The following is a 26781-nucleotide window of genomic DNA, read 5'->3' as shown; positions in this document are numbered from 1 at the left end:
CCCCAGCGGAACGATTGCCCACAACGGGGGGGCGGGGGCGGCCACAACGGGTGGGGGCGGCGGCGCGTAGCGGTGGGGTGCGGCGGACCGCGACGGGCGGGGGTGGCGGCGTGCAGCGACCGCTACGGGTGGGGGCTGCGGTGGGTTGTGGGGGTGGTGGTCAGGATGCCTTGGCGGCTTCTTGGATTGCTGCTGTTATGCGGGACACGTCCTCGTCCCCCGTCACGAACGGCGGCATCGTGTAGATCAGGTCCCGGAAGGGGCGGAGCCAGACTCCTGAGCGGACCGCCGCCCGCGTCGCCGCCGCCATGTCCACCTCGTGGTCGAGCTGGACGACACCGATCGCGCCGAGCACCCGCACATCCCGCACCCCGGGCAGCGCCGACGCCCCCGCCAGGCCCTCCCGCAGGCCCGCCTCGATGCGCTTCACCTCCACCTGCCAGTCCTGCGACAGAAGCAGGTCGATCGAGGCGAGAGCGACCGCCGAGGCCAGCGGGTTGCCCATGAACGTCGGGCCGTGCGCCAGCACGGGGACCTCGCCGCGCGAGATGCCCTCGGCGACCCGGCTCGTGCACAGCGTCGCCGCCATCGACAGATAGCCGCCGGTCAGCGCCTTGCCCACGCACATCACGTCCGGCGAGACCCCGGCGTGGTCGGCCGCGAACAACGCCCCCGTACGCCCGAATCCGGTCGCGATCTCGTCGAAGACGAGCAGCACACCGTGCTCGTCGCACGCCTCACGCAGCACCCGCAGATACGCGGGGGAGTGGAAGCGCATGCCACCCGCCCCCTGCACCACCGGCTCCACGATCACCGCCGCCAGCTCGTCCGCGTGCCGCCCGATCGCCTCGCGCAGCGACTCCGCGTACGACTCTTCGTACTCCACGGGAGGCGCGTCGACGAAGACCTGACGCTGCAGGACGCCGGACCACAGCTCGTGCATCCCGCCCTCCGGGTCGCACACCGACATCGGCTGCCAGGTGTCCCCGTGGTAGCCGCCCCGCCAGGTCAGCAGCCGCTGCTTGCCGGGCCGGCCCACCGAGCGCCAGTACTGGAGGCACATCTTCGCCGCGACCTCGACCGAGACCGAGCCGGAGTCGCTGAGGAAGACGTGCCGCAGCGGCTCGGGGGTGATCTCGACGAGGCGGGTGGCGAGCCGGACGGCGGGCTCGTGGGTGAGCCCGCCGAACATCACATGGCTCATCCGGTCGAGCTGCCCGCGCACCGCCTCGTTCAGGACGGGGTGGTTGTAGCCGTGGATCGCCGACCACCAGGAGGACATGCCGTCGATCAACTCGGCCTGCCCCTCGGCGGGTTCGGCGAGCCGGAGCCGTACCCCGGACGCGGAGGCGACGACCAGCGGCTCCGTACGGCCCGGCATGGGGCCGTACGGATGCCAGACGTGCGCCCGGTCCAGGGCCAGCAGTTCGTCGTTACGCATTCGGCGCGAGGTCCGTACCGGCGCCGCGACGCCGCACCGCGACCAGGTCGGTCCTGGCCTCCGCGGGCTGCTCGGACACCGCGCCGCCGCACGGCCCGCACCTCTCACCGGCCTCCGCATGCGACCCGCAGCCCCCACCGGCCTCCGCGTGCGACCCGCACCCGCCGCCCGCCGCCACCGCGTCCGCCCGATGCGCCGGCAGCGTCGTCGTGCCCGCGCCCTCCACCTCGAAGCCCGCGTCCGCGATCATGTCCAGGTCGGCCTGGCCGGCCTGGCCCTCGCTGGTCAGGTAGTCGCCGAGGAAGATCGAGTTGGCGATGTTCAGCGCCAGCGGCTGCATCGTGCGCAGATGCACCTCGCGGCCGCCCGCGATCCGCACCTCGACGTCCGGGCAGACGAAGCGGACCATCGCGAGGATCCGCAGGCAGCGCTGCGGGGTGAGGTTCCACTCCTTGGCGAGCGGGGTGCCCTCGAAGGGGATGAGGAAGTTGACCGGCACCGAGTCCGAGTCGAGCTCGCGCAGCGCGAAGACGACGTCGACGAGGTCCTCGTCGGTCTCGCCCATGCCCGCGATCAGGCCCGAGCAGGCCGACAGGCCCGCCGCGTGCGCCTTCTGCACGGTGTCCACCCGGTCCGCGTAGGTGTGGGTGGAGGTGATCTCCCCGTACGTCGCCTCGGACGTGTTCAGGTTGTGGTTGTACGCGTCGGCGCCGGCCTCCCGCAGCCGCTCCGCCTGGCCGTCCGAGAGCAGACCGAGGCAGGCGCAGACCTCCACGCCCTCGTTCCCCTCCTTGATGGCCTCGATGGTCCTGCCGACCCGCTCGACGTCACGGTCCGTCGGGCCGCGGCCGCTCGCCACCAGGCAGACCCGCTTGGCGCCGCCGGCGACACCGGCGGCCGCCGCCGCGGAGGCCTCGTCGGGCTTCAGCCACGTGTACTTGAGGATCCCCGCCGTGGAGCCGAGGCGCTGCGAGCAGTACGAGCAGTCCTCGGGGCACAGGCCGGACTTCAGGTTGACCAGGTAGTTGAGCTTCACCCGCCGTCCGAACCACTGACGGCGCACCCGGCCGGCAGCGGCCACCACATCGAGCAGGTCGTCGTCGGAGGTCGCCAGGACGGCGAGCGCTTCTTCTCGGGTCGGCGACTCGCGCCGCAGCCCCTTCTCCACCAGCGTGTTCAGCAGGTCCATAAGCGCTGATCCTGGCCTACCGCACGCCCCTCGGCCAAGGAGGATCTGAACAAACGACCCCGTTTGAGGTGTGTGCATGGCCACACCCTGACCTCGGCCCGGGCCGGTTAGGGTCTGTGCGCTGCCTACAAAAGGATCCGTCATGCCGTCGTACGCCGAGGACCCGCCGGAGCCGAACGAGGGGCGGGACCCGCGCGGGGCCGCCTTCGACTGGACCGACGCCGCGGCACGGCAGCGGCAGCAGGCCGGTCTGGTGCGCACGCTGCGCCCCCGGGCCGCCGAGTCGGAGCTGCTCGACCTGGCGAGCAACGACTATCTGGGCCTGACCCGGCGCCCGGAGATCACCGAGGCGGCGGCCGACGCGGCCCGCCGCTGGGGCGCGGGCGCCACCGGCTCGCGGCTCGTCACCGGCTCCACCCGGCTGCACGCGCGCCTGGAACGCGAACTCGCCGAGTTCAGCGGCTTCGAGGCCGCTCTCGTCTTCTCCTCCGGCTACACCGCCAACCTCGCCGCGCTGACCGCGCTCTCCGCCCGGGACGGACTGATCGTCTCGGACGCCGGCAACCACGCCTCGATCGTGGACGGCTGCCGCCTGGCCCGCGCCGAGACGGCCGTGGTCCCGCACGCCGACCCGGAGGCCGTCGCCAAGACCCTGGGCGCCCACCCGGGCCGCCGGGCGCTGGCCGTCAGCGACTCCGTCTTCTCCGTGGACGGGGACCGGGCGCCGCTCGCCGAGCTGGCCGAGGTCTGCCGGGCGCACGGAGCCGGTCTGGTCGTCGACGACGCCCACGGCTTCGGGGTGCTCGGCGAGGGCGGGCGCGGCGCGCTCCACGAGGCGGGCCTCGCGGGCGACCCGGACGTCGTCGCCACCCTCACCCTCTCCAAGTCCCTGGGCAGCCAGGGCGGCGCGGTCCTCGGACCGGCCCGGGTGATCGAGCACCTGGTCAACGCGGCCCGTACCTTCATCTTCGACACGGGGCTCGCCCCGGCCGCGGCGGGCGGCGCCCTGGCGAGCCTGCGGCTGATCGCCGCCGAGCCGGGTCTCGCCGCCCGGGCCCGTGCCGTGGCGGCGAGCCTGTACGGGCGGCTCACCGAGGCCGGGCTGACCGCCGCACGCCCGGACGCGGCTGTGGTCTCGGTCCGCGCCCCCGGGCCGCAGGAGGCGCTGCGCTGGGCGGCGGACTGCCGGGAGCTGGGTCTGGGCGTCGGCTGCTTCCGGCCGCCGTCGGTCCCGGACGGCGTCTCCCGGCTCCGGCTGACCGCGCGCGCGGACCTCACGGAGGCGCAGATCGAGCGGGCCGTCGGGACGATCGTACGGACGGCACCGGCCGGGGCCACGGTGCCGGGGCGGGACGTGGTCTGACCCCGGGTCACGCGCGGTTGTCCGCTCGCCCGTCGCAGGGTTCACCGCATCGGGCGATAGATATCCGCATATCTTGGCCGATCGCCACCCAGGGCGGCGCGATCGGTGGCAGTGTGGCGCGCAGCGCAGTCCGGGTCCGTGCCCGGTGGGAAAGGGGCGGTGTCGCCATGGCAGATCACCAGGAAGCAACCGTCACGCTGCCGAGCGATCCCGCCTCGGTGTCGGCCGCCCGGCGGTACGTCGCCGACGTCCTCGGGTCCTGGGGGCTCGGCGACCTCGACGACGCGGACGACATCGCGGAGTCGGTGCGGCTGATCGTCTCGGAGCTGGCGACCAACGCCGTCCAGCACACCTTCGGCCAGTCGCCGACCTTCACGGTCGACGTCCGCCTGGAGCGCGAGGAGCTGTTGCGCATCGGGGTGACCGACAGCCATCCGCGCTGGCCGCAGCGGCTGCCCGCCGCCGTGCAGCAGGACAACGGGCGCGGCCTGGTGATCATCCGCTATCTCGCGGCCGAGGCCGGTGGGCGGCTCTCGGTGACGCCCACGGAGGAGGGCGGCAAGACGGTCTGGATCAGGCTTCCCTGGCCCACGACGCAGGCCGCGTAGCGAGGGCGAGGGCGAGGGCGAGGGGTGTCGGGCGGGAGGAGGGGCCGGCGGCGCCACCGGGCGCTCCTCCCGCACCGTCGTTCAGCGCGTCAGCGCGTCAGCGCATCAGCGGACGCGGCCGTAATAGACCTTCGAGCTCCAGATCTTGTCCAGCTTCACCCATGAGCCGGTCTTCGGCGAGTGCCAGATCCTGTTGTTACCCGCGTAGATTCCGACGTGGTACACCCTTCCGCCGGAATGGAAGAAGACCAGGTCCCCCTTCTGCCGGCCGGCCGCCGAGATGTGCCGGGTCTTGTTGTACTGCTGCTGCGCGGTGCGGGGCAGCGTCTTGCCCGCCTTCTTGTACGAGTAGAGCGTGAGGCCCGAGCAGTCGAAGCGACTTGGCCCCGTGGCTCCGTACCTGTAGGGCGATCCCTTCTTCGAGGCGGCGACGTTCAAGGCCTTGTTGGCGTAGGACGTCGCGGCCTGGGCCTCCGGCGCCGCTCCTGGGGCGAGCAGCGTGCCGCCGACGGCGGCGAGGGTGAGAGCCGAGACGGCTCCGGCCCGGGACAGCAGGGACGGGACATGAATCTGCGCAGTCATGCGCAACCCTTCGTCAGCCGCCTGTGAAGGATGACCTGTCGGGTTCGGGCAGGCGAAGATGCCCGGCCGCGGCTGCGGCTTCACCCCGAGGAACGTCCGCACACTGCGCGAACGTCCCGTACTGCTCGGGTCCTCCACTCCTGCCGATCCACTCCTGTCGACCAGACGTCCGGGACAGCGGCAGGACTCGGCGTCCGCCCGGACCGCCCCGCCGTGGGTGGCGGGGGCTTGTCGTCGTCGAGGATCTTGACCCACAGGCAGGGCGAAATCCGAGCTGAAACGGCGATATGTGAGGCTCCTCACGACTGATCCATACGGGTGGACAGTCGGGTTTCTCGATCTTCGGAGTTTTGGCCGATGAGCCCTCCACCTGCGAGGGAAAGCCCGATTCCGCCAGATGTGTACTTCTGTGGCGCAACTCGTATGAGCTTGATGTCGATGTGTCGACTACGCCGAACGGGGGAGCGATTCTGCGGCCCCCGTGCCCCGGCCGGCCCTCGACACGACACGCGGGAGTGTCAACTCGCGGGCTCCTCGGGGACGGTGACCCGGCCGGCCCGTCGCTCTCCGTCCAACACCCGTAACGCGCGCGCCAATGTGTCGGCGTGGACCTCGCTCTCGCCCCGCATATGCATGAGCGTCAGGGCATCGCGGAGGGCGGCCGCCCGTCCCACCAGCGCCTGGGCGGCGCGGAGCGCCCCATAGGTATGCGTGGATCTGGATGGATTGATCCGCCCCAGGAGGTCGACGACTTCGAGGTAGCTGTCGACGAACTCGCCCTCGGCGCGCGTCAGTGCGGGGAGCGGCGGCGGCTCCGGGACCACGGCGGGCTCACCCCTCCCCGGCGCCGGCGGCGCGGCCGCGGCTGCGCACCACATGGTCCACGATCCCGTACGCGAGGGCGGCCGGGGCGTCCAGGACGGTGGTCCGGTCGGTGTCGGCGGCGGCCTGCTCGCGGCTCCGGCCGGTGTGCTCGGCCAGGAGGCCGACGACCAGCTCCCGCTGGCGCAGCAATTCCCGGGCGTGGATGTCCAGATCGCTGGGCTGCCCCCGCAACGGTTCGTCCAGGGCGGGCTGCTGGAGGACGATCCGGGCGCCCGGCAGTGCCAGTCGGCGTCCGGGGGCTCCGGCCGCGAGCAGGACGGCGGCGGGGCCGACGGCCTGGCCGAGGCAGGTGGTCTCCACCTCGCAGGACAGCGTCCGCATGGTGTCGTAGATCGCGGTCATCGCGCTGATCGAGCCGCCGGGGGAGTTGATGTAGAGGGAGACCGGCTGCCCGGGGGCCGCGTAGTCGAGGTGCAGGAACTGGGCGATGGCGTCGTTGGCCGAGGTCTCGTCGACCGGCGTGCCGAGGAAGACGATGCGGCCTTCGAGCAGCTTCGAGTAGGGGTCGAGGGTGCGGGTGCCGTACGTGGTGCGCTCGGTGAACTCGGGAAGGACATGGCGGGCGTCGGGCATGGCGTACTCCTCTGTCTGCCTTCGCTGTCTGTAAAAAATGTACAGGACGTACAGGCCGTAAGATGAGGAGCATGGCCTATGAGATTCCGGTGACGCAAGCGCGCGCAGAGCTCGCCGATCTGATCAACCGCGTCGTCTACGGCAATGAGCGCGTGGTCGTCACCCGCCACGGCAAGCCGCTCGTCGCCCTGGTGTCCGCCGCCGACCTGGAGCTTCTCGAAGCGGCCGAGCAGCCGGCCGAGGAGCGGGCGGTCAGCACCGTCTCCGGCGTCCACTCGATCGCGTCCGCTCCGGGTGAACAGCGCCGTTTCGGCATCGCCGCCCACCATCGCGAGCCGGGTACTCCCACGGGCTGAACTCCATGGCGTCGCAAAGCGCGAGTTAACGAGCAGGAAAAACTTCCGCCCTAACGTGCAATGTCTGACGCAGGGGCCCTTTTGCGCCTTCAACAGAGTGTTGAAGATCGCTAGGGTCCCTGCGTCCGGGACTCATGCCCGGTGACGACAGTGAGGTGGAAGCGTGCAACTCAGCCCCCATGAGCAGGAACGGCTGCTCATCCATGTCGCGGCGGATGTGGCCGAGAAGCGCCGGGCACGCGGTGTGCTCCTCAACCACCCCGAGGCCGTCGCGCTCATCACCTCGCACGTCCTCGAAGGCGCCCGGGACGGGCGCACCGTCGCCGAGCTGATGGCCTCCGGCCGCAAGGTGCTCACCCGCGCCGAGGTCATGGACGGCATCTCCGAGATGATCCACGACGTCCAGGTCGAGGCCACCTTCCCCGACGGCACCAAGCTGGTCACCGTCCACGAGCCGATCATCTGACGGGGGAGCGACCGATGATCCCCGGAGAGATCCTGTACGCGGACGGGCCCGTGGTCCTCAACGAGGGCCGCCCCGTCAGCCGCCTCACCGTCCTCAACGCCGCCGACCGGCCCGTCCAGGTCGGCTCCCACTACCACTTCGCCGAGGCCAACCCCGGCCTGGAGTTCGACCGTGCCGCCGCCCGCGGACTGCGGCTGAACATCGCCGCGGGCACCGCCGTGCGCTTCGAGCCGGGCATCCCCGTCGAGGTCGAGCTCGTGCCGATCGCCGGCCGCCGGGTCGTCCCCGGCCTGCGCGGCGAGACGGCGGGCCCCCTCGACGAGACCGAAGACACCGACGGCACCCAAGCCACCGACGACACCGAGATCGCCACCGACCGCACCGAGCCGAACGGAGGCGACCGTGCCTGAGCTGCACCGCGCCGTCTACGCCGACCTGTTCGGCCCCACCACCGGCGACCGGATCCGGCTCGCCGACACCGACCTGCTCGTCGAGATCGAGGAGGACCGCTCCGGCGGTCCCGGCCGCGCCGGCGAGGAGGCCGTGTTCGGCGGCGGCAAGGTCATCCGCGAGTCCATGGGCCAGTCCAGGACCACCCGCGCCGAAGGCGCCCCGGACACCGTGATCACCGGTGTCGTGGTCATCGACCACTGGGGCATCGTCAAGGCCGACATCGGCATCCGCGACGGCCGGATCACCGCCCTCGGCAAGGCCGGCAACCCCGACACGATGGACGGCGTCCACCCCGACCTCGTCATCGGCCCCGAGACCGAGGTGATCGTCGGCAACGGGCGGATCGTCACCGCCGGCGCCGTCGACACCCATGTCCACTTCATCTCGCCGACCGTCGTCGAGCAGGCCCTCGCCACCGGCGTCACCACCCTCGTCGGCGGCGGCACGGGACCGGCCGAGGGCACCAAGGCCACCACGATCACCCCCGGCCCCTGGCACATGGCCCGGATGTTCGAGGCCCTGGACACCTTCCCCGTCAACATCGGTCTGCTCGGCAAGGGCAACACGATGTCCCGGGAGGCCATGCACTCCCAACTGCGCGGCGGCGCCCTCGGCTTCAAGATCCACGAGGACTGGGGCGCCACCCCGGCCGTCATCGACGCCTGTCTGAGCGTCTGCGAGGAGACCGGCGCCCAGCTGGCCATCCACACCGACACCCTCAACGAGGCCGGTTTCGTCGGCGACACCCTCGCCGCCATCGGCGGGCGCACCATCCACGCGTACCACACGGAGGGCGCGGGCGGCGGGCACGCGCCCGACATCATCACCGTGGTCTCCGAGCCGCACATACTGCCCAGCTCGACCAACCCGACCCGGCCGCACACCGTCAACACCATCGAGGAACACCTCGACATGCTGATGGTCTGCCACCACCTCAACCCGGCCGTCCCCGAGGACCTGGCCTTCGCCGAGTCCCGGATCCGGCCCTCGACCATCGCGGCCGAGGACGTCCTGCACGACCTCGGGGCCATCTCGATCATCTCCTCCGACTCCCAGGCCATGGGCCGGATCGGCGAGGTGATCATGCGGACCTGGCAGACCGCCCATGTGATGAAGAAGCGGCGCGGCGCGCTCCCCGGCGACGGCGCAGCCGACAACCACCGGGCCCGGCGCTATGTCGCCAAGTACACGATCAACCCGGCCGTCGCGCAGGGCATGGGCCATCTCATCGGCTCGGTCGAACCCGGCAAGCTGGCCGACCTGGTGCTGTGGGAGCCCGCCTTCTTCGGCGTCAAGCCGCTCGTCGTGATCAAGGGCGGGCAGATCGCGTACGCGCAGATGGGCGACGCCAACGCCTCCATCCCCACGCCCCAGCCGGTGCTGCCGCGCCCGATGTTCGGCGCCCTGGGCCGGGCGGCGGCGGCCGGTTCGGTCAACTTCGTGGCCGAAGCCGCGATCGAGGACGACCTGCCGCAACGCCTCGGCCTGCACAAGGAGTTCACCGCGATCGGCTCCACCCGGCGGATCACCAAGGCCGACATGCGGGAGAACGACGCCCTGCCCCGGGTCGAGGTCGACGCCGACACCTTCTCGGTGACCATCGACGGCGAACCGGTCGAACCGGCCCCCGCCGCCGAACTCCCCATGGCCCAGCGTTACTTCCTCTTCTGACGGGCCCCGCACCACCATGAGATCCGCACTGCTCGTGCTCGCCGACGGGCGTTTCCCCGCCGGCGGGCACGCCCACTCGGGCGGCGCCGAGGCCGCCGTCAAGGCCGGCCGCCTCAAGGACGCCGCCGACCTGGAGGCGTTCTGCCGCGGCCGGCTGCACACCACCGGGCTCACCTCGGCCGCGCTCGCGGCCGCGGCGGCGCTCGGCGCCGACCCGTACGAGCTCGACGCCGCCGCCGACGCCCGTACCCCCTCGCCCGCCCTGCGCGCCACCGCCCGCAGGCTCGGCCGGCAGATGATGCGGGCCGCCCGGGCGGCCTGGCCGGGCCCCGAACTCGACCGGCTGGCCGCCGCGTTCCCGCGCGGCGCCCACCAGCCGGTGGTCCTCGGCACGGCGGCCCGCGCCGCCGGACTCGGCCCCGAGGAGGCGGCGCACTGCGTCGGGTACGAGACGGTCAGCGGGCCCGCCACCGCCGTCGTCCGGCTGCTCGGGCTCGACCCCTTCCAGGCCACCGCCGTCCTCGCCCGGCTCGCCCCCGAGCTCGACCGGGTCGCCGCCCGCGCCGCCGACGCGGCCCGCGAGGGCGACGTGCACGCCCTGCCCGCCGCCTCGGCCCCGCTGCTCGACCTCACCGCCGAACAGCACGCGACCTGGCCGGTCCGCCTCTTCGCCTCCTGAGCCCGCAGTCGCGGGCCGCAACCCGCCACTGCGAGTATCCGAGACCACTGGAGCCCCTCATGCACCTCGACCACGGCAACGACCACATCCACGCCGTCTCCGCCGACGCCCACCGCCCCGACGGCACCCGCCGCGCCCTGCGCATCGGCCTCGGCGGCCCGGTCGGCTCCGGCAAGACCGCCACCGTCGCCGCGCTCTGCCGCGAGCTGCGCGACACCCTCTCCCTCGCCGTCGTCACCAACGACATCTACACCCGCGAGGACGCAGAGTTCCTGCTCCGCGAGGCGGTGCTGCCGCCCGAGCGGATCCAGGCCGTCGAGACCGGCGCCTGCCCGCACACCGCGATCCGCGACGACATCTCCGCCAACCTCGAAGCCGTCGAGGAACTGGAGGACACGGTCGGCCCGCTCGACCTCATCCTCGTCGAGTCGGGCGGCGACAACCTCACCGCCACCTTCTCCCGGGGCCTCGTCGACGCCCAGATCTTCGTCATCGACGTCGCCGGCGGCGACGACATCCCGCGCAAGGGCGGCCCCGGTGTGACCACCGCCGACCTGCTCGTCGTCAACAAGACCGACCTGGCCCCGCATGTGGGCTCCGACCTGGACCGGATGGCCGGCGACGCCGCCGCCCAGCGCGGCGAACTGCCCGTCGCCTTCCAGTCGCTCCGCTCCGCCGAGGGCGTCGCCCCGGTCGCCGACTGGGTCCGCGCCCGCCTCGCCGCATGGACCGCATGAGCCTGCGGGCCACCGCCCGGATCGTCGCCGCGCCGGGCGGTTCGCTCCCCGTCCTGGAGAGCGCCGGGCCGCTCGCCCTGCGCCGCACCCGCGCCTCCGGACCGTACGCCCGGGTCACCGTCGTCGGCGCCATGAGCGCCCCGCTCGGCGGCGACCGGCTCCTCCTGGAGGCCGAGGTACGGGACGGGGCGCGGCTCCTGGTCGACTCCGCCGCCGCGACCGTCGCCCTGCCCGGCGTCGACGGCGCCCCCGCCACGTACGACATCGCGCTCACCGTCGGCGCGGGCGCGGAGCTGCGCTGGCTGCCCGAGCAGCTGGTCTCGGCCGAGGGCTCCGAGCTGCGGATGCGGACCACGGTGGAACTCGCCGCCGACGCCCGGCTGGTGCTCCGGGAGGAGCAGATCCTCGGCCGGTACGGCGAGCGGCCCGGCACCCTCACCTCCCGGCTGACCGTGCGGCGCGCCGGCCGCCCGCTGTTCGACCAGGAGCTCGCCCACGGCCCCGGCGCCCCCGGCGGCTGGGACGGCCCCGCCGTCCTCGGCGGCCACCGCGCCACCGGGCAACTCCTCGTCGTCGACCCGGATTTCGAACAAGAGGGGGCGAACGGGGGCAAACAGCCCACACCCCGGCTCCTCGGCGAGCACGCCGTGCTCGTCCCCCTCGCCGGTCCGGCCGCCCTGGTCACCGCCGTCGCGCCGGACGCCCTCGCCCTGCGCCGCGCCCTGGACGAGGGCCTGGAGCTGCTCGCTCCGCGGTGAGTTCCGCTCAGCGGTACACCGCTCTCCGGTTATTGGTTCGGTAAAGAAACACGTGTACGCCCTTTTACCGGAGGCCCCAAGGACGAAAGGATCCCCCGAACAGCCCACCACGGCGCTGCCACGGGGGCGGCGCCCACCGAGGGGGAGGAACCACTTGAGACGTACAGCAGTGCTCGGCTCCGCCGGCACTCTGATAGCCGGCACGCTCATGGCGACCGCGCTCGCGGCCCCGACGGCCGGTGCCGTCACCGGCCACGACCGTGACGACGAGGCGCGCGGCGCGACCATCGCCGCCGCCGCGGCCGCCAAGGCCGGCATCGACTGGCAGGACTGCCCGGCCGACTGGGGCTTCGCCAAGCCCATCCAGTGCGGCTGGGTCACCGTCCCGGTCGACTACGCCAAGCCCAACGGCAAGAAGATCAAGCTCGCCGTCGACCGCGCGGTGTCCACCGGCACCCCGGCCGAGCGCCAGGGCGCCCTGCTCTACAACCCCGGCGGCCCCGGCGGCTCCGGCCTGCGCTTCCCGCGCCGGGTCACCACCAAGAACCCGCTCTGGGTGAACACCGCGAAGGCGTACGACTTCGTCGGCTTCGACCCGCGCGGTGTCGGCCACTCGGCGCCGATCTCCTGCGTCGACCCGACCGACTTCGTCAAGGGCCCGAAGCTGGACCCGGTCCCGGACACCGAGGCGGACAAGCTGGCCCAGCGCAAGCTGGCCGCCGAGTACGCCAAGGGCTGCGCCGAGAAGAGCGGCGACATGCTGCCCTACATGACGACCCGCAACACCGCCCGTGACCTCGACGTCATCCGGGCCGCCCTCGGCGAGAAGAAGCTCAACTTCATCGGCGTCTCGTACGGCACCTACCTGGGCGCCGTCTACGGCACGCTGTACCCGAACCACGTGCGCCGCATGATCGTCGACAGCGTGGTCAACCCGGAGAAGAGCAACATCTGGTACCAGGCCAACCTGGAACAGGACATCGCCTTCGAGGGACGTCTGAAGGACTGGATGACCTGGGTCGCCCAGCACGACGACGCCTACCACCTCGGCAAGACCTACGCCGAGGTGCGGCAGCAGTGGGTGACCCTGCGCGCCGCCGCCAAGAAGAACCCCCTCGGCGGCAAGGTCGGACCGGCCGAGCTCATCGGCTTCTTCCAGAGCGCCCCGTACTACGACTCCTCGTGGGTCCCGGTCGCCGAGGCCTGGAGCGCGTACGTCCAGGGTGACCCGCAGCCGCTGATCGACGGCGCCGCCGCGGACCTCACCGACACGGCCGGCAACATCGCGTCGGAGAACGGCAACGCCGTCTACACCGCCGTCGAGTGCGCCGACGCCGCCTGGCCGACCAGCTGGAAGAAGTGGGACCGGGACAACTCCCGGCTCCACGAGCAGTACCCGTTCATGACCTGGGCGAACGCCTGGATGAACCTGCCGTGCGCCACCTGGTCCGCGCCGCAGCAGAAGCCGACCCAGGTCAAGACCGGCAAGGGCCTGCCGCCCGTGCTCATCGTCCAGTCCGAGCGTGACGCGGCGACGCCGTACGTCGGCGCGGTCGAGCTGCACAAGCGGTTCAAGGGCTCCCGCCTCATCACCGAGAAGAACGCGGGCTCGCACGGTGTCACCGGTCTGGTGAACCCCTGCATCAACCCGCGGGTCGAGACCTACCTGCTCACCGGCAAGGTGGACGACCAGGACGTGACCTGCGAGCCGCACGCCACGCCCCAGCCGTAACACCCGCACCACAGAGGGGCGGTCGCCGTACGGCGGCCGCCCCTCCGCGTGTCAGCGCGCGGCCAGCCAGGCGTCCTCCGCCGGGTAGTCGAAGAAGTCCACCCCGTACCTCACGAGCCCCGGGAACGCCTCCCGCCAGTCCCGCTCGGCGACCGTCGCCGCCAGGAACTCGATCGTGGCGGGCAGCGACTCCGCGTACCCCACCACCGGCCGGTAGCCGAGCTCCCGCTCCGCCGCCGTCATGTCGCAGACCATCGGACGAGGAGTCGTCCACGGGGTGTAGCCGATCATGTCCTTCCCCGGCGGCCCCTCGAACAGCACCGTCTCGCTGGTCACCCCCATCGCCGCGTCGATCGCCGCCCCGATCTCGGCCACCGACGGCGCCTGCGGGTCGGCCGCGTTGAGCACCCGGCTCCCCGGCTTCGCGGCGGCCAGCCGGATCAGCTCCGCCAGGTTGTCGACGCCCACCGGATGGAAGACGGACCGCCCGCCCTCCGCCAGGATCCGCACCGGGCGCCCGTCGAGCGCCCGCTTCACGAACCACAGTTCGCGCGGCCCCGGGCTGTACGGGCCGTGCACGGCCGTCGCGCGCAGCAGGGTGGTCGGCATCTTCTCGCCCGCCGCCAGCAGCTCCCGCTCCAGCGCCACCTTCCGGGTGCTGTACGAGCCGTCACCCGGCGCGACCGTCCCCAGGGTCTCGGGGATCGGCAGCGGATAGTCCGGGAAGCCGTCCGGCTCGTCCTGCGTGTCGAAATTCCGACCCCGCGCGTCCTGGTACACGGCCGCGCTGGAGATCACCACCGCCGAGCCGATCCGGTCCGCGAGAGCCGTCAGCTGCCGCCCGTGCCCCGCGTCGAAGGCCACCACGTCCACCAGGACGTCGGTGCCCTCGCCGAGCGCCGCCGCGAGCGCCCCCTCCTCCGTGCGGTCCACCACCGCCGACCGGACCTCCGCCGGCCACTTCTCGTCCCGGCCGCCCCTGCGCGAGCCGGCCGTCACCTCCCAGCCGTCCTCGACGAGCGCCCGCACGGCCGCCCGTCCGATCTGTCCCGTCGCTCCCAGCACGAACGCGTTTCCCTTGGTCATGCCGGGGACGCTACGGGCCGCGGGCCGCCGGGCCCAGGCCCGTTCGCCGTGCGCGGATCCGCCGTCAGCGTCAGCCCGACGGGAACTTCCCGGGCGCCTCGCCCGCACCGCCCGCCGCCTTGACCTTCACCGCGTACTCGTCCACGTACTCCTGCCCGGACAGCGCGAGGATCGCCGCCATGATCTCGTCCGTCACCGCCCGGACCACCTCCCGGCGCCCCTCCAGCCCCGCGTGCCGCGAGAAGTCCAGCGGCTCCCCGAACCGGATGGTGACCCGCTGGATCCTCGGCAGGACCCGCCCGGGCGGCTGGATCTCGAAGGTCCCGACCATCGCGCAGGGCACCACCCTCACCCCGGCGGTCAGCGCCATCACGGCCACCCCGACCTTGCCCTTGTAGAGCCGCCCGTCGGGCGAGCGCGTCCCCTCGGGATAGATGCCGAGCAGCTCGCCCCGGGCCAGCACCCCGAGCCCCTCCCGGATCGCGGCCCGCCCCGCCTCCTGCCCGGAGCGGTCCACCGGGATCTGCCCCACGCCCCGGAAGAACGCCGCCGTCAGCCGCCCCTTCAGACCCGGGCCCGTGAAGTACTCCTGCTTCGCCAGGAAGGTGATCCTGCGGTCCAGCATCACCGGCATCAGGAAGTGGTCCGAGAAGGACAGGTGATTGCCGGCGACGATCGCCGCACCCTCCTCCGGGACATGATCGAGACCCTCCACGCGCGGCCGGAACAGCAGCCTCAGGAGGGGGCCCAGCAGGACGTACTTGAGCACGGAGTAGAACACCGACAACCCCCGTTCGTCGTACGGATCAGGGCTGGGGTTTCGGACGCGGACGCGGGCGGCGGACCTGGGGCTCGCCGCTGTCGGCGGCGGCCATCCCGAGGGTGACCACGCCGAGCACCACCCAGCCGAACCAGAGCCAGCCGCTGCTGCCGAGCGCCACCGTGTACGCGGTGGTGAGCACCAGGGCGGCGGCGGTGACCGCCGCCATCGTCTTCGTGGGACCGGACATCATCGCTCAGCCCTCCTCGAAGCCATCGTGACTCCTGGGACCCGTCGTGCGCCAGCCCTGCGAAGAGAGCGGAACCGTGCTACTGGGCGCGCCCCTGGAGCGAGGCCAGGTACGCGTTGTACGCCTCCAGCTCCTTGTCGCCGTCCCGGTCCGCCGCCCGGTCCTTGCGGACCGCCTGCCGCTGCTCGGAGTGGTACCACTGGTAGACCAGGGCGATCAGGACCAGCACCGAGGGGATCTCGCTGAACGCCCAGGCGATGCCGCCCGCCGCGTTCTGGTCGGTGAGCGCGTCGATCCCGAGCGAGGCCGGCGGGTTCTTGTAGACGTCCACCAGGGGCTCGGTCGCCATCATCATGGCGATGCCGAAGAACGCGTGGAACGGCATCCCCGCGAACAGCTCCAGCATCCGCATCACATAGCCGGGCCGGTGCGGGCCCGGGTCGACGCCCATGATCGGCCAGAAGAAGACCAGGCCCACCATCAGGAAGTGGACCATCATCCCGATGTGCCCCGGCTTGGAGGCCATCAGCGTGTCGAACAGCGACGTGAAGTACAGCCCGTACAGGCTCGCGATGAACATCGAGATCGTGAACGCGGGGTGCGTGATGATCCGCATGTACCGGCTGTGCAGCAGCTTCAGGAGCAGCTCGCGCGGTCCCGTGTTCCCCCGGCCCGCCACCGGCAGCGCCCGCAGCGCCAGCGTCACGGGGGCGCCGAGCAGCAGCAGGATCGGCGACAGCATGGAGATCACCATGTGCTGCACCATGTGCACGCTGAACATGACCATGCCGTAGTCGTTGAGCTTGGTGCACATCACCAGGGCGATGCTCAGCACACCCACCGCGAAGAACACCGTCCGGCTCACCGGCCACGCGTCCCCGCGCTTCCGCAGCCGCGCCACGCCCCAGCCGTACAGACCGAGCCCGGCGAGACAGCCGATCAGGAAGAAGAGGTCGGGGGAGAACTCCAGGGCCCGCCCCAGCGTGAACGGCGGCAGATCCATGGTCATGCCGTGCCCGCTGTGATCCATCGTTGTACTCCTGGAGCCCGATTCGCGCTTGTTGTCCGCACCAGACTAGAACCGCCCCCGGCCGCGACTGCGACCGGGGGCGGTTCAGGGGAGTGTCCCGGGGCTCAGAGCACGCACTCGGCCTCGGCGTAGCGGTCCGCCGGGACCGTCTTCAGGGTCTCCACGGCCTGCGCGAGCGGCACCAGCTCGATGTCCGTGCCGCGCAGCGCCGTCAGCATGCCGAAGTGGCCGCGGTGCGCCGCCTCCACCGCGTGCCAGCCGAAGCGGGTCGCGAGGACGCGGTCGTACGCGGTCGGGGTGCCGCCGCGCTGGACGTGGCCGAGGATGACCGGCCGGGCCTCCTTGCCGAGGCGCCGCTCCAGCTCGGCGGAGAGCTGGTTGGCCACGCCGGTGAAGCGCTCGTGGCCGTAGATGTCCGTGCCGGCGGTCTTGAAGTCCATCGAGCCCTCGCGGGGCTTGGCGCCCTCGGCGACCACGACGATCGCGAAGCGCTTGCCGTCCTCGAAGCGGGCGCCGACCCGGGCGGTCAGCTCGTCGATGTCGAAGGGCCGCTCGGGCACGACGATCGCGTGCGCGCCGGCCGCCATGCCGGAGTGCAGGGCGATCCAGCCGGTGTGCCGGCCCATGACCTCGACGATCAGCACGCGCTGGTGGGACTCGGCGGTGGTCTTCAGCCGGTCGAGGGCCTCGGTCGCCACGGTGACGGCGGTGTCGAAACCGAAGGTGACATCGGTCGAGGCGATGTCGTTGTCGATGGTCTTCGGCACGCCGACGATCGGCAGCCCGGCCTCGGAGAGCAGATGGGCGGCCTTCAGGGTGCCCTCGCCGCCGATCGGGATGATCGCGTCGATCCCGAGGTCCGCGACATGGCCCTTGGCGCGCTCGACGCCGCCGACCAGATGCGCGGGCTGGACCCGGGAGGACCCGAGCATGGTGCCGCCGCGGGCGAGGATGCCGGCCACCGAGTCGAGGTCCAGCTTGCGGTAGTCGCACTCCAGGAGCCCCTTCCACCCGTCGTGGAAGCCGATGACCTCGTCACCGTGGTCGACGACCGCGCGGTGCACGACGGACCGGATGACGGCGTTCAGACCGGGGCAGTCTCCGCCGGAGGTGAGCACACCAATGCGCATAGCCCAAAAACCTTTGCAACGTGGGCAGACTCCCGGACCACGTCGTCCGGCTGGATCCCCGCCACCCTATCGGTGCAGGGTGGCGGGGCCGAACCGGATGTCCGCACAGTGGACAACGTACTTTCGTACGAGATGCGTGCGGACCGGGGCGATACGGGCCGTCAGGCCGGCTGCGAGGCCGAGGCAATGCGCTCGGCGCGCAGCGCGTCGTACCAGCGGTCGTCCGTCGGCGGCAGCGCGTTCACGTCCAGCGCCAGCTTCAGGAGCAGATCCGCGATCTGCGGGTTCCGCGCCATCACGGGGCCGTGCATGTACGTGCCGAAGACGGTGTCGTTGAACGCGCCCTCGGTGCCGTCGCCGGTGCCGTTGCCGTTGCCGAAGACGGTCCGGGCGAACGGGCGGGCGGTCGGGCCGAGGTGGGTGACGCCCTGGTGGTTCTCGAACCCGGTGAGCTGGGGCAGGCCCAGGTGCGGGTCGATGTCCGCGAGCACGTCGCCGACGCACCGGGCGCCCTCGCCGCGGACCGTGGTCACGTCGAGCAGGCCCAGGCCGGGCTGGCGCTCGCCGACGTCGTTGACGAACTCGTGGCCCAGGATCTGGTACCCGGCGCAGACCGAGAAGATGATCGCGCCGTTGGACGCCGCCCGGCTCAGACCGCCGTCGCGGAGCAGCCGCTCGGCCGCGAGCCGCTGCGGCCGGTCCTCGCCGCCGCCGATGAGGTAGATGTCGCCGGAGGTCGGGACCGGCTGGTCGCTGCGCACGTCGACGCGCTCGACGCTGAGTCCGCGCTGGCGCGCGCGGCGCTCGACGACCAGGACGTTGCCCTGGTCGCCGTAGGTGCTGAGCAGGTCCGGGTAGACCCAGACCAGACGCAGGCTGCTGTCAGTCATGCTGCAAGTCCTTCTGCGGGGTCGTGTCGGGTCAGTTGCCGACGCGGCGGCGGACGTCCTGGAACGCGGTGTAGTTGGCGATCAGCTCGATCTGGCCGGGCGGTGCCACCGTCACGGCCTCGTCGATCGTCTCGCACACGCGGAAGTCCACGCCCGCGACCTCAAGGCGGACCGCGAGGTCCAGCTTGCGGTCGCCGATCACCATGATCGGGTGGCCGGCCAGCCGCCCGTAGTCCACGTCCCACAGCCAGGAGGTGTCCGTGCCGTCGGCGCCGCGGGCGTTGACGGAGAGGATCACCGGGGTCGGCGGCGGGTCGATCAGGGAGAAGGTCTCCAGCCAGCCGGCCGGGTTCTTCGCCAGCAGCAGCCGCAGCTCGCGGCCCTGGAAGGAGACCACGTCGTAGCGGCCGGCCACGGCCTGCACCTGGTACATCCGCTCCAGGGCGACCTGCGGCGGCACCCCGAAGACCGCGGCGACCGCGGCGGAGGTGGCGGCGTTGGCCTTGTTGGCGCGGCCCGGCAGCTGGAGGTGGATCGGCCAGGCCGAACCGTGCGGGTCGAGCACGTGGTCGCCGCTGAGCGCCCAGCTCGGCGCCGGACGGCGGAAGCCGCACTCGCCGCAGAACCAGTCGTCACCGGGGCGCTGCATCACACCGCCGCAGGCGGGGCAGGACCAGGCGTCGTCCTTCCACTCCTGGCCCGCGGCCACCCACACCACGTTCGGCGAGGAGGAGGCGGCCCAGACGATCAGCGGGTCGTCCGCGTTGGCGATGACGACGGCCTTGGTGCCGTTGAGGCCCTCGCGCCACTTCTCGGCCAGCATGCGGGTCTCCGCGGCGCGGTCGAGCTGGTCGCGGGAGAGGTTGAGCAGCGCGATGGCCTTCGGGGTGGTGTCCCGGGCGACGCCCGCCAGGTACTTCTCGTCGACCTCGATGACGCCGTACTTGGCGTCCGAGCCCCCGGCCAGGGCCGAGGTGATACCCGCGGGCATGTTGGCGCCCAGGGCGTTCGAGACGACCGGGCCGCTGGCGCGCAGCGCCTCGGCGATCAGTCGCGTCGTGGTGGTCTTTCCGTTGGTCGCCGACACGAGGACGACGTCCAGGTGCTGCGCGAGCCGCCCCAGCAGATCCGGGTCCAGCTTGAGCGCGACCCGGCCGCCGATCACCGATCCGCTGCCGCGTCCCGCGGCCCGCGACACCGCCGCGGCGGCCTTGCCCGCCGTCACGGCCAGTTTCGCGCGCGGCGACAGCGGCTCCGAGTTGCTGCCTGACATCGTCCTTGTTCCTCCTTGCGTCGGTCCGGGCTCAGCCTATCGAGATCCGGCCAGCAGCCCGAACCCGCGGCTCCGTGGCGCGGGTGGCTGCCCCCTGAACGTACCCTTGCGCCCATGCGAAACCGCCTGATCCCCGGCAGTTCCGGCCACGTCCGAGCGATGACCCTGCTCGGCGACCCGGTGCTGCACACGCCCTGCGAACCCGTCACCGACTTCGGTCCGGAGCTCTCCCGGCTGGTCGAGGACATGTTCGCGACCATGTACGCGGCGAACGGCGTGGGCCTCGCCGCCAACCAGGTCGGGGTGGGACTGCGGGTCTTCGTGTACGACTGCCCGGACGACGAGGACGTCCGGCACCTGGGCCATGTGGTGAACCCGCGCCTGGTCGAGTCCGACGGCGACGTGATCCGCGGCCCCGAGGGCTGCCTGTCCCTGCCGGGCCTCGAGGCGCCGACGCCCCGCTTCGACCGCGCGGTGGTCGAGGGCGTCCGGGTGGACGGCACCCCGGTAAGGATCGAGGGTACGGGCTTCTTCGCCCGCTGCCTCCAGCACGAGGCCGACCATCTGGAGGGCGGGGTGTACGCCGACCATGTGACCGGGTGGGGGCGCCGCAGGCTGCTCCGGGCGATCCGGAAGGAGCCGTGGGGGAGCGGGGCGGCGGCGCTGTAGCCGCCCGGGGCCCGCGTGCGGCCGGGGCGGCGGAACCCCGGCCGGTCCGGGGGGCCTCAGAATCCCGGCCCGTCCGGCCGGTCGCCGGCCGCGGCCAGCCGGCCCCACAGCAGGTCCGCCAGGCTGCGGACCAACTCGTCCCGGGAGCAGGGGCGTTCCCCGAGCCACCAGTCGCCCGCGGCGTGCATCATGCCGACGATGCCGTGCCCCCAGATGCGGGCCTGGGCCTCGCTGCCGGGGCCCAGGTCCACGCGCTCCGCGATGACCTGGCCGAGGTCCTCGCCCATGCGGCGCAGCAGCGGCGCGGAGTGGCGGCCCACGTCGAAGCCCTGCTCGGACTGGTGGGACTCCTCGGCCGGGTGCATGAGGAAGCGGTAGACCTGGGGCATCGCCTCGATGGAGGCGAGATAGGTGTCCAGGGTGGACTCGACCCGGCGGCGGCGGTCGGCGGGCGCGTCCAGCGCGGCCCGCAGCGCCGAGAGCAGGGCGTCGGTGTGGCGGGTGGCGAGGGCCCGGTAGAGGCCGCCCTTGTCGCCGAAGTGGCGGTAGAGGATCGGCTTGGTGATCCCGGCCTCGGCGGCGATGGCGTTCATGGAGGCCTTGGGGCCGTCCCGGAGCACCACGCGGTCCGCCGCCTCCAGCAGTTCCCGCCGCCGTTGGTCGGCCGACTTCTGCTGGTCGGTGGTGGTCCGGTGTGTGGTGTCCATAAGCGCGTCTCCCCGCCCGTACGAATTCCTGAGGCTGTCGCAACGTAACACCCGGACGGCACTCGGTGCCGATCGGGCGGAACCGTCTTGTTGCTGGTTGACAGCCTCTACCCACCGGTAACAGACTACTGTTACCGCAAGTAACATACCGCCGGGAGGGACCATGGCCGAGTTCACGCTCGAACTCAACGACGACCAGAAGCAGGTGCGCGACTGGCTGCACGGCTTCGCGGCCGATGTGATGCGCCCGGCGGCCGCCGAGTGGGACGAGCGTGAGGAGACGCCCTGGCCGATCATCCAGGAAGCGGCCAAGATCGGCATCTATTCGCTCGACTTCTACGCCCAGCAGTTCTTCGATCCCACCGGCCTGGGCATCCCGATGGCCATGGAGGAGCTCTTCTGGGGCGACGCCGGCATCGCCCTCTCCATCGTCGGCACCGGCCTCGCCGCCGTCGGCGTGCTGGCCAACGGCACCGAGGAGCAGATAGGCACCTGGATCCCGCAGATGTACGGCGACGCCTCCGACGTGAAGGTCGCCGCCTTCTGCTCCTCCGAGCCCGACGCCGGCTCCGACGTGGCCTCCCTGCGCACCCGCGCCGTCTACGACGAGGCCAAGGACGAGTGGGTGATCAACGGCACGAAGACCTGGGCCACCAACGGCGGCATCGCCAACGTCCACGTCGTCGTCGCCGCCGTCGACCCCGAGCTCGGCTCCAAGGGGCACGCCTCCTTCATCGTGCCGCCGAACACCCCCGGTCTCTCCCAGGGCCAGAAGTTCCAGAAGCACGGCATCCGCGCCTCCCACACCGCCGAGGTCGTCCTGGAGGACGTCCGCGTCCCTGGTAGCTGCCTGCTCGGCGGCAAGGAGAAGCTGGACGAGCGCCTCGCCCGGGCCCGTGAGAAGGCGAAGGCGGGCGGTGGCGAGAGGGTGAAGAACGCCGCCATGGCCACCTTCGAGGCCTCCCGCCCCGCCGTCGGCGCCATGGCCGTCGGCACCGCCCGCGCCGCGTACGAGGTCGCCCTCGACTACGCCAAGACCCGCGAGCAGTTCGGCCGCCCCATCATCGACAACCAGGGCGTCGCCTTCCAGCTCGCCGACATGCGCACCCAGATCGACGCCGCCCGCCTGCTCGTCTGGCGCGCCTCCTGGATGGCGACCGCCGGCAAGCCCTTCACCTCCGCCGAGGGCTCGATGTCCAAGCTCTACGCGAGCGAGGTCGCCAAGAAGGTCACCGCCCAGGCCATCCAGATCCTCGGCGGCAACGGCTACACCCGCGAGTACCCGGTCGAGCGGATGCACCGCGACGCCGCGATCTACACGATCTTCGAAGGCACCAGCGAGATCCAGCGCCTGGTCATCGCCCGCACTCTGTCGGGGATGCCGATCCGCTGACCCCGGATCGACGGGCCCCGACAACGGCCGGAGTGCCGCTGTCGGGGTGCCCTCCCGTGCGGCAGAATCGAACGGACCGGCGAACGGCAGGGGGCGTCGGACGGAACGTCAGATGGACGTCAACGGACGTCGACGGACGTCATGCGGGGGGACAGGATGGCGAGGACGACCACGGCACGGGAAATACCCGAACTCACGGGTGTCCCGCTGATCGGCTCACTGCTCGACCTCAAGAACGACTCGCTCGGGACCTTCCTCAAGGCCCGCCGCGACCACGGCGACGTCGTGCGGATCACCGCCGGGCCGCCCGGTGCCCGGGCCACCGTCCACTGCGTGTTCTCTGCCGAGGGCGCCCAGCGGGTGCTCGCCACCGACGCCGCCAACTACCGCAAGGATAACGCCTTCTACCAGGAGATCCGCGAGTCCTTCGGCAACGGCCTGCTCACCAGCCAGGACGGCGACTACCTGCGCCAGCGCCGGCTCGTCCAGCCGCTCTTCACCCGCCGCAGCGTCGACGGCTACGCGACCGCCGTCGCCATCGAGGTCGACCGGCTCACCGACGCCTGGCGCGCCGGGGGCCGGGACACCGTGGACGTCGTCCACGAGATGACCGGGCTCGCCCTGCGGGCCGTCGCCCGGATCCTCTTCGGCACCGACGTCGAGGCCGCCGTCGGCATCGTCGAGCGCTGCTTCCCCGTGCTCGGGGCGTACGTCTCGCAGCGCGGCTACGCGCCCCGCAAGCTGCCCCGCTCCTGGCCCACGCCCGGCAACCGGCGCGCCGCCACCGCCCACGAGGAGCTTTACGCCGTCTGCGACCGGATCATCGCCGAGCGGCGCGCGGCCGGCGGCGACGCCGAGGGAGAGGACCTGCTGAGCCGGCTCGTCGCGGCCAGCACCGCCGAGGACGGCGGCTTCGACGCGGGCGAACTGCGCGAACAGGTCCTGGTGTTCCTGCTCGCCGGGCACGAGACCACCGCCACCTCGCTCGGCTTCGCCCTCCACCTCCTCGCCCGCCACCCCGAGGAACAGCGGCGGGCCCACGAGGAGCTCGACCGGGTCCTCGCCGGGCGCACCCCGGCCGCCGCCGACCTCGACGCGCTGCCGTACCTCACCCGGGTCCTCAAAGAGGCCATGCGGCTCTTCCCGGCCGCCCCCGCCATCGGCCGGCGGGCCGTCGAGGCCACCGAGATCGACGGCTACGCGATCCCCGCCGGGGCCGACGTGATCGTCGCCCCCTGGGTCACCCACCGCCACCCGCGCTACTGGGACGACCCGGAGCGCTTCGACCCCGAGCGCTTCACCCCGGAACGCGAGGCCGAGCGGCCCCGCTACGCCTGGTTCCCCTTCGGCGGCGGCCCGCGCGCCTGCGTCGGCCAGCACTTCTCGATGCTGGAGTCCGTGATCGCCCTCGCGATGATCCTCCAGGCCTACGAACTGGAGGCGATCGACACCCACGTGCCGCTCGCCTCCGCGATCACCCTCCAGGCCCTCGGCCCGGCCCGCTGCCGACTGAGGGCGCGTAGGCCCTAGGGCCTGTCCGGCGGATCATGGCCGGGGCCGGGGCGCCTGGCACGGCACCTCGCCGCGTTGCCGAAACGTCCCGATAGCTCCGCTGTCGAGCCGCTCCGGCGCCTTGCGACGCACCGCACCAGACACCCCGGCCTCTCCGACCCTGATCCGCCGGACAGGCCCTAGACCCGCGTCGCCACCAGCACCGTGGCGTACAGCTCCTCGTCCTCCAGGATCCGGGCCGACAGGCCGTGCGCGGTGACCGCCGCCACGGCCCGGTCGGCCTGGCGCTCGCTCGTCTCCACCAGCAGGTGGCCGCCCGGGGCCAGCCACTCGCCCGCCCCGGCCGCGACCCGGCGCAGTACGTCCAGGCCGTCCGCGCCGCCGTCCAGGGCCACCAGCGGCTCGTGGTCGCGCGCCTCGGGCGGCAGCAGGGCCACGTCCTCGGTCGGCACGTACGGCACGTTGGCGACCAGCACCTCGATCCGGCCCCGCAGCGTCCCGGGCAGCGGCTCGAAGAGGTCGCCCTCGTACACCAGGCCGCCGCGCGGCTCCACGTTCCGCCGGGCGCAGCGCACCGCCGCGGGCTCGATGTCGGAGGCGTACACCTCGGCGCCCGGCACGGACGCCAGCAGCACCGCGCCCGCCGCGCCCGAGCCGCAGCACAGGTCGACGCAGACGGCGCCCGGCCGGGCGAACGACACGGCCCGTCCGACGAGGAACTCGGTCCGCCGGCGCGGCACGAACACGCCCGGATCGACCTCTATCCGCAGCCCCCCGAACTCGGCCCAGCCCACCACGTGCTCCAGCGGCAGGCCCGCGGCCCGCCGTTCGACCATCGCGTCGAGCTCGGCCGGACCGGCCGCCGCCTCGGTCAGCAGCTCCGCCTCCTCCTCGGCGAAGACACAGCCCGCGGCCCGCAGCCGTTCCACCACCCCGGTCTCAGACAAGCTGGGCCTCGATCGCCGCCACGACCTCCGGGGCCTCCGGCTCGGTGCGCGGGCGGAAACGGGTCACGCCGCCGTCGCGGCCGATCAGGAACTTCTCGAAGTTCCACTGCACGTCCCCGGCCTCGCCGTCGGCGTCCGCGACCTTGGTCAGCTCCGCGTACAGCGGGTGCCGCCCGGCGCCGTTGACGTCGCTCTTCTCCAGGAGCGGGAAGGTCACCCCGTACGTCGCCGAGCAGAACGTCCCGATCTCCTCCGGGCTGCCCGGTTCCTGGCCCGCGAACTGGTTGCAGGGCACGCCGACCACGGTGAAGCCGCGGTCCCCGTACTCCTTCTGCAACCGCTCAAGACCCGCGTACTGCGGGGTGAGGCCGCACTGGGAGGCCACGTTGACGACCAGGACGGCACGGTCGCGGAAGTCGGACAGGGAGATCGGGTCCCCGGCCAGGGTCTTCAGGGGAATCTCGTACAAGCTCATGGACAGCTCCTCCGTCGGATGAGGTTTGATCTCAGCATGGGAGACGAACCACTGGCAATCGAGATCGATTCCGCCGGACGGAGCCAGGCGCCGGACCGCGTGTGGTGCCGCCTGTGCGGGCGCCCGCTGACCGGCGCCGAGTCCCGCCGTACCGGACTCGGCCCGTCCTGCGACGCCAAGCTGCACCCGCCGGGCCCGGACATCCGGACCCGGCGCCACGAGGTCGAGCAGGACACCCTGCCCGGCGTCTGAGCCCGTCGGGGGAGCGCGTCGGGGGAGCGCGGAACTACAGCTTGCGGAACAACCCCTCCTGCACCACCGACACCAGGAGCCGCCCCTCGCGGTCGTAGATCCTGCCCCGGGCCAGCCCCCGCCCGCCGTGCGCGATCGGCGACTCCTGGTCGTACAGGAACCACTCGTCGGCCCGGAACGGACGGTGGAACCACATCGCGTGGTCCAGCGACGCCATGTCGAAGCCGCGCGGCCCCCACAGCGGCTCGACCGGGATCCGCACCGCGTCCAGGAGCGTCATGTCCGAGGCGTAGGTCAGCGCGCAGGTGTGCACCAGCGGGTCGTCGCCCAGCGGCCCCACCGCCCGCATCCACACAGCGCTGCGCGGATCCGCGCCCTGGACCTCGTCCTTCGACCAGCGCAGCCGGTCCACATAGCGGATGTCGAACGGCTGGCGCCGGGCCATCCGCTCCAGCGCCTCCGGCAGCGCCCCCAGATGGTCGCGGATCTCGTCCGCCAGGTTCGGCAGGCTCTCCGGGTCGCCCAGGTGCCGGGGCGGCAGCTGGTGCTCGAAGGCCGAGTCCTCCGGCCGGTGGAAGGAGGCCGTCAGATTGAAGATCGTCCGGCCCTCCTGGATCGCGGTGACCCGCCGGGTGGTGAAGGACCGCCCGTCGCGCACCCGCTCCACCTGGTAGACGATCGGCACGCCCGGCCGCCCCGGGCGCAGGAAGTACGCGTGCAGCGAGTGCACCGGACGCTCGCCGTCCGTGGTGCGCCCGGCCGCCACCAGGGCCTGGCCGGCGACCTGCCCGCCGAAGACACGCTGGAGCGACTCCTGCGGGCTGCGGCCGCGGAAGATGTTCACCTCGATCTGCTCCAGATCGAGCAGGTCCACCAGTCTCTCGGCGGGATTGGTCACCTCAGGCTCCTTCGGG

Annotated in this window: 30 protein-coding genes and 1 riboswitch; of the genes, 14 read left to right on the top strand and 16 right to left on the bottom strand. The window is 72.4% G+C overall.

What is annotated here, in order from left to right:
- Nucleotides 1-160: 160 nt before the first annotated feature.
- Entirely contained in the window at nt 161-1441 is a 1281-nt protein-coding gene (locus tag ABTZ54_RS21920) for an adenosylmethionine--8-amino-7-oxononanoate transaminase (RefSeq protein WP_351665721.1), read from the bottom strand.
- The gene (gene bioB, locus ABTZ54_RS21915; protein WP_351665719.1) at nt 1434-2630 is read right to left on the bottom strand and encodes a biotin synthase BioB; all 1197 of its coding nucleotides are present in this window, start codon (nt 2628-2630) and stop codon (nt 1434-1436) included. The genes ABTZ54_RS21920 and bioB overlap by 8 nt, the downstream gene beginning before the upstream one ends.
- Before the next feature lie 142 nt (nt 2631-2772).
- On the opposite strand from bioB, the gene ABTZ54_RS21910 reads away from it, so the two are divergent.
- Together ABTZ54_RS21910 and ABTZ54_RS21905 are read left to right on the top strand one after the other, a co-directional pair.
- Nucleotides 2773-3993 (top strand): 8-amino-7-oxononanoate synthase, encoded by a 1221-nt coding sequence (locus ABTZ54_RS21910; RefSeq protein ID WP_351665717.1) that lies wholly within the window; start codon nt 2773-2775, stop codon nt 3991-3993.
- A gap of 167 nt (nt 3994-4160) precedes the next feature.
- Nucleotides 4161-4601: an ATP-binding protein gene (locus tag ABTZ54_RS21905; RefSeq protein WP_351665715.1), complete on the top strand. Its 441-nt coding sequence runs from the start codon at nt 4161-4163 to the stop codon at nt 4599-4601.
- A gap of 105 nt (nt 4602-4706) precedes the next feature.
- Here the strand turns inward: ABTZ54_RS21905 and ABTZ54_RS21900 are convergent, their stop codons facing one another.
- From ABTZ54_RS21900 to ABTZ54_RS21890, 3 genes are all read right to left on the bottom strand, one after another.
- Nucleotides 4707-5183: a C40 family peptidase gene (locus tag ABTZ54_RS21900; RefSeq protein WP_351665713.1), complete on the bottom strand. Its 477-nt coding sequence runs from the start codon at nt 5181-5183 to the stop codon at nt 4707-4709.
- A gap of 3 nt (nt 5184-5186) precedes the next feature.
- Nucleotides 5187-5361: riboswitch (cyclic di-AMP (ydaO/yuaA leader) on the bottom strand.
- Nucleotides 5362-5701: 340 nt separating this feature from the next.
- Entirely contained in the window at nt 5702-6061 is a 360-nt protein-coding gene (locus ABTZ54_RS21895; RefSeq protein WP_351665711.1) for a hypothetical protein, read from the bottom strand.
- Complete coding sequence (locus ABTZ54_RS21890) at nt 6015-6641, bottom strand: ATP-dependent Clp protease proteolytic subunit (RefSeq protein WP_351665709.1); 627 nt, start codon at nt 6639-6641, stop codon at nt 6015-6017. Before ABTZ54_RS21890 ends, ABTZ54_RS21895 begins: the two co-directional genes overlap by 47 nt.
- A gap of 71 nt (nt 6642-6712) precedes the next feature.
- Here ABTZ54_RS21890 and ABTZ54_RS21885 point away from each other — a divergent pair, with 71 nt between their 5' ends.
- The 8 genes from ABTZ54_RS21885 (at nt 6713) to ABTZ54_RS21850 (ending at nt 13493) form a co-directional block, all read left to right on the top strand.
- Nucleotides 6713-6997: a type II toxin-antitoxin system Phd/YefM family antitoxin gene (locus ABTZ54_RS21885; RefSeq protein WP_351665707.1), complete on the top strand. Its 285-nt coding sequence runs from the start codon at nt 6713-6715 to the stop codon at nt 6995-6997.
- Between the two features lie 163 nt (nt 6998-7160).
- On the top strand, nt 7161-7463 hold the full coding sequence (locus ABTZ54_RS21880; RefSeq protein WP_351665705.1) for an urease subunit gamma: 303 nt from the start codon (nt 7161-7163) through the stop codon (nt 7461-7463).
- A gap of 14 nt (nt 7464-7477) precedes the next feature.
- Complete coding sequence (locus ABTZ54_RS21875) at nt 7478-7873, top strand: urease subunit beta (RefSeq protein WP_351665703.1); 396 nt, start codon at nt 7478-7480, stop codon at nt 7871-7873.
- Nucleotides 7866-9587 carry an urease subunit alpha gene (locus tag ABTZ54_RS21870; protein WP_351665701.1) on the top strand — a complete coding sequence of 574 codons (1722 nt, stop codon included), beginning with the start codon at nt 7866-7868 and terminating at the stop codon, nt 9585-9587. Before ABTZ54_RS21875 ends, ABTZ54_RS21870 begins: the two co-directional genes overlap by 8 nt.
- Nucleotides 9588-9603: 16 nt before the next feature.
- Complete coding sequence (locus ABTZ54_RS21865) at nt 9604-10266, top strand: urease accessory protein UreF (RefSeq protein ID WP_351665699.1); 663 nt, start codon at nt 9604-9606, stop codon at nt 10264-10266.
- 59 nt (nt 10267-10325) lie between these two features.
- Nucleotides 10326-11003 (top strand): urease accessory protein UreG, encoded by a 678-nt coding sequence (ureG, locus tag ABTZ54_RS21860; RefSeq protein ID WP_351665697.1) that lies wholly within the window; start codon nt 10326-10328, stop codon nt 11001-11003.
- Nucleotides 11000-11761, top strand: coding sequence for an urease accessory protein UreD (locus ABTZ54_RS21855; RefSeq protein ID WP_351665814.1), 762 nt, complete (start codon nt 11000-11002; stop codon nt 11759-11761). Before ureG ends, ABTZ54_RS21855 begins: the two co-directional genes overlap by 4 nt.
- 154 nt (nt 11762-11915) lie before the next feature.
- Nucleotides 11916-13493: an alpha/beta hydrolase gene (locus ABTZ54_RS21850; RefSeq protein WP_351665695.1), complete on the top strand. Its 1578-nt coding sequence runs from the start codon at nt 11916-11918 to the stop codon at nt 13491-13493.
- A 51-nt stretch (nt 13494-13544) separates the two neighbouring features.
- On the opposite strand, the gene ABTZ54_RS21845 is transcribed toward ABTZ54_RS21850, so the two are convergent.
- The 7 genes from ABTZ54_RS21845 to ABTZ54_RS21815 form a co-directional block, all read right to left on the bottom strand.
- Nucleotides 13545-14579, bottom strand: coding sequence for an NAD-dependent epimerase/dehydratase family protein (locus ABTZ54_RS21845; RefSeq protein ID WP_351665693.1), 1035 nt, complete (start codon nt 14577-14579; stop codon nt 13545-13547).
- A gap of 70 nt (nt 14580-14649) precedes the next feature.
- The gene (locus ABTZ54_RS21840) at nt 14650-15360 is read right to left on the bottom strand and encodes a lysophospholipid acyltransferase family protein (protein ID WP_351665691.1); all 711 of its coding nucleotides are present in this window, start codon (nt 15358-15360) and stop codon (nt 14650-14652) included.
- Nucleotides 15361-15385: 25 nt separating this feature from the next.
- Entirely contained in the window at nt 15386-15589 is a 204-nt protein-coding gene (locus tag ABTZ54_RS21835) for a hypothetical protein (protein WP_351665822.1), read from the bottom strand.
- Between the two features lie 79 nt (nt 15590-15668).
- Nucleotides 15669-16619: a cytochrome c oxidase assembly protein gene (locus ABTZ54_RS21830; protein WP_351665688.1), complete on the bottom strand. Its 951-nt coding sequence runs from the start codon at nt 16617-16619 to the stop codon at nt 15669-15671.
- Between the two features lie 104 nt (nt 16620-16723).
- Nucleotides 16724-17749 (bottom strand): 6-phosphofructokinase, encoded by a 1026-nt coding sequence (locus ABTZ54_RS21825; RefSeq protein WP_351665686.1) that lies wholly within the window; start codon nt 17747-17749, stop codon nt 16724-16726.
- A 161-nt stretch (nt 17750-17910) separates the two neighbouring features.
- Entirely contained in the window at nt 17911-18639 is a 729-nt protein-coding gene (locus ABTZ54_RS21820; RefSeq protein ID WP_351665684.1) for a type 1 glutamine amidotransferase, read from the bottom strand.
- Between the two features lie 31 nt (nt 18640-18670).
- Complete coding sequence (locus ABTZ54_RS21815) at nt 18671-19912, bottom strand: Mur ligase family protein (RefSeq protein ID WP_351665682.1); 1242 nt, start codon at nt 19910-19912, stop codon at nt 18671-18673.
- Nucleotides 19913-20026: 114 nt separating this feature from the next.
- Here ABTZ54_RS21815 and def point away from each other — a divergent pair, with 114 nt between their 5' ends.
- Complete coding sequence (gene def, locus ABTZ54_RS21810; protein WP_351665680.1) at nt 20027-20581, top strand: peptide deformylase; 555 nt, start codon at nt 20027-20029, stop codon at nt 20579-20581.
- Nucleotides 20582-20637: 56 nt separating this feature from the next.
- Here def and ABTZ54_RS21805 read toward each other — a convergent pair whose 3' ends face one another.
- Nucleotides 20638-21288 (bottom strand): TetR/AcrR family transcriptional regulator, encoded by a 651-nt coding sequence (locus ABTZ54_RS21805; protein ID WP_351665678.1) that lies wholly within the window; start codon nt 21286-21288, stop codon nt 20638-20640.
- Between the two features lie 163 nt (nt 21289-21451).
- On the opposite strand from ABTZ54_RS21805, the gene ABTZ54_RS21800 reads away from it, so the two are divergent.
- On the top strand, nt 21452-22681 hold the full coding sequence (locus tag ABTZ54_RS21800) for an acyl-CoA dehydrogenase family protein (protein WP_351665676.1): 1230 nt from the start codon (nt 21452-21454) through the stop codon (nt 22679-22681).
- Nucleotides 22682-22837: 156 nt separating this feature from the next.
- Nucleotides 22838-24211 (top strand): cytochrome P450, encoded by a 1374-nt coding sequence (locus ABTZ54_RS21795; RefSeq protein ID WP_351665674.1) that lies wholly within the window; start codon nt 22838-22840, stop codon nt 24209-24211.
- A gap of 161 nt (nt 24212-24372) precedes the next feature.
- Here the strand turns inward: ABTZ54_RS21795 and ABTZ54_RS21790 are convergent, their stop codons facing one another.
- On the bottom strand, nt 24373-25140 hold the full coding sequence (locus ABTZ54_RS21790) for a putative protein N(5)-glutamine methyltransferase (RefSeq protein ID WP_351665672.1): 768 nt from the start codon (nt 25138-25140) through the stop codon (nt 24373-24375).
- Nucleotides 25133-25615, bottom strand: a complete 483-nt coding sequence (locus ABTZ54_RS21785) for a glutathione peroxidase (protein ID WP_351665670.1) — start codon at nt 25613-25615, stop codon at nt 25133-25135. The genes ABTZ54_RS21790 and ABTZ54_RS21785 overlap by 8 nt, the downstream gene beginning before the upstream one ends.
- 36 nt (nt 25616-25651) lie before the next feature.
- Here ABTZ54_RS21785 and ABTZ54_RS21780 point away from each other — a divergent pair, with 36 nt between their 5' ends.
- Nucleotides 25652-25867 carry a DUF6011 domain-containing protein gene (locus ABTZ54_RS21780; protein ID WP_351665668.1) on the top strand — a complete coding sequence of 72 codons (216 nt, stop codon included), beginning with the start codon at nt 25652-25654 and terminating at the stop codon, nt 25865-25867.
- Nucleotides 25868-25901: 34 nt separating this feature from the next.
- On the opposite strand, the gene ABTZ54_RS21775 is transcribed toward ABTZ54_RS21780, so the two are convergent.
- A complete protein-coding gene (locus ABTZ54_RS21775; protein ID WP_351665666.1) occupies nt 25902-26765 on the bottom strand; it encodes an acyl-CoA thioesterase in 864 nt (287 codons plus the stop codon).
- Nucleotides 26766-26781 lie beyond the last annotated feature (16 nt).

The organism is Streptomyces sp. NPDC094032, assembly GCF_040303965.1.
In the GTDB taxonomy this organism is placed as follows: domain Bacteria; phylum Actinomycetota; class Actinomycetes; order Streptomycetales; family Streptomycetaceae; genus Streptomyces.
This window is presented reverse-complemented; position numbering and strand designations above follow the sequence as displayed.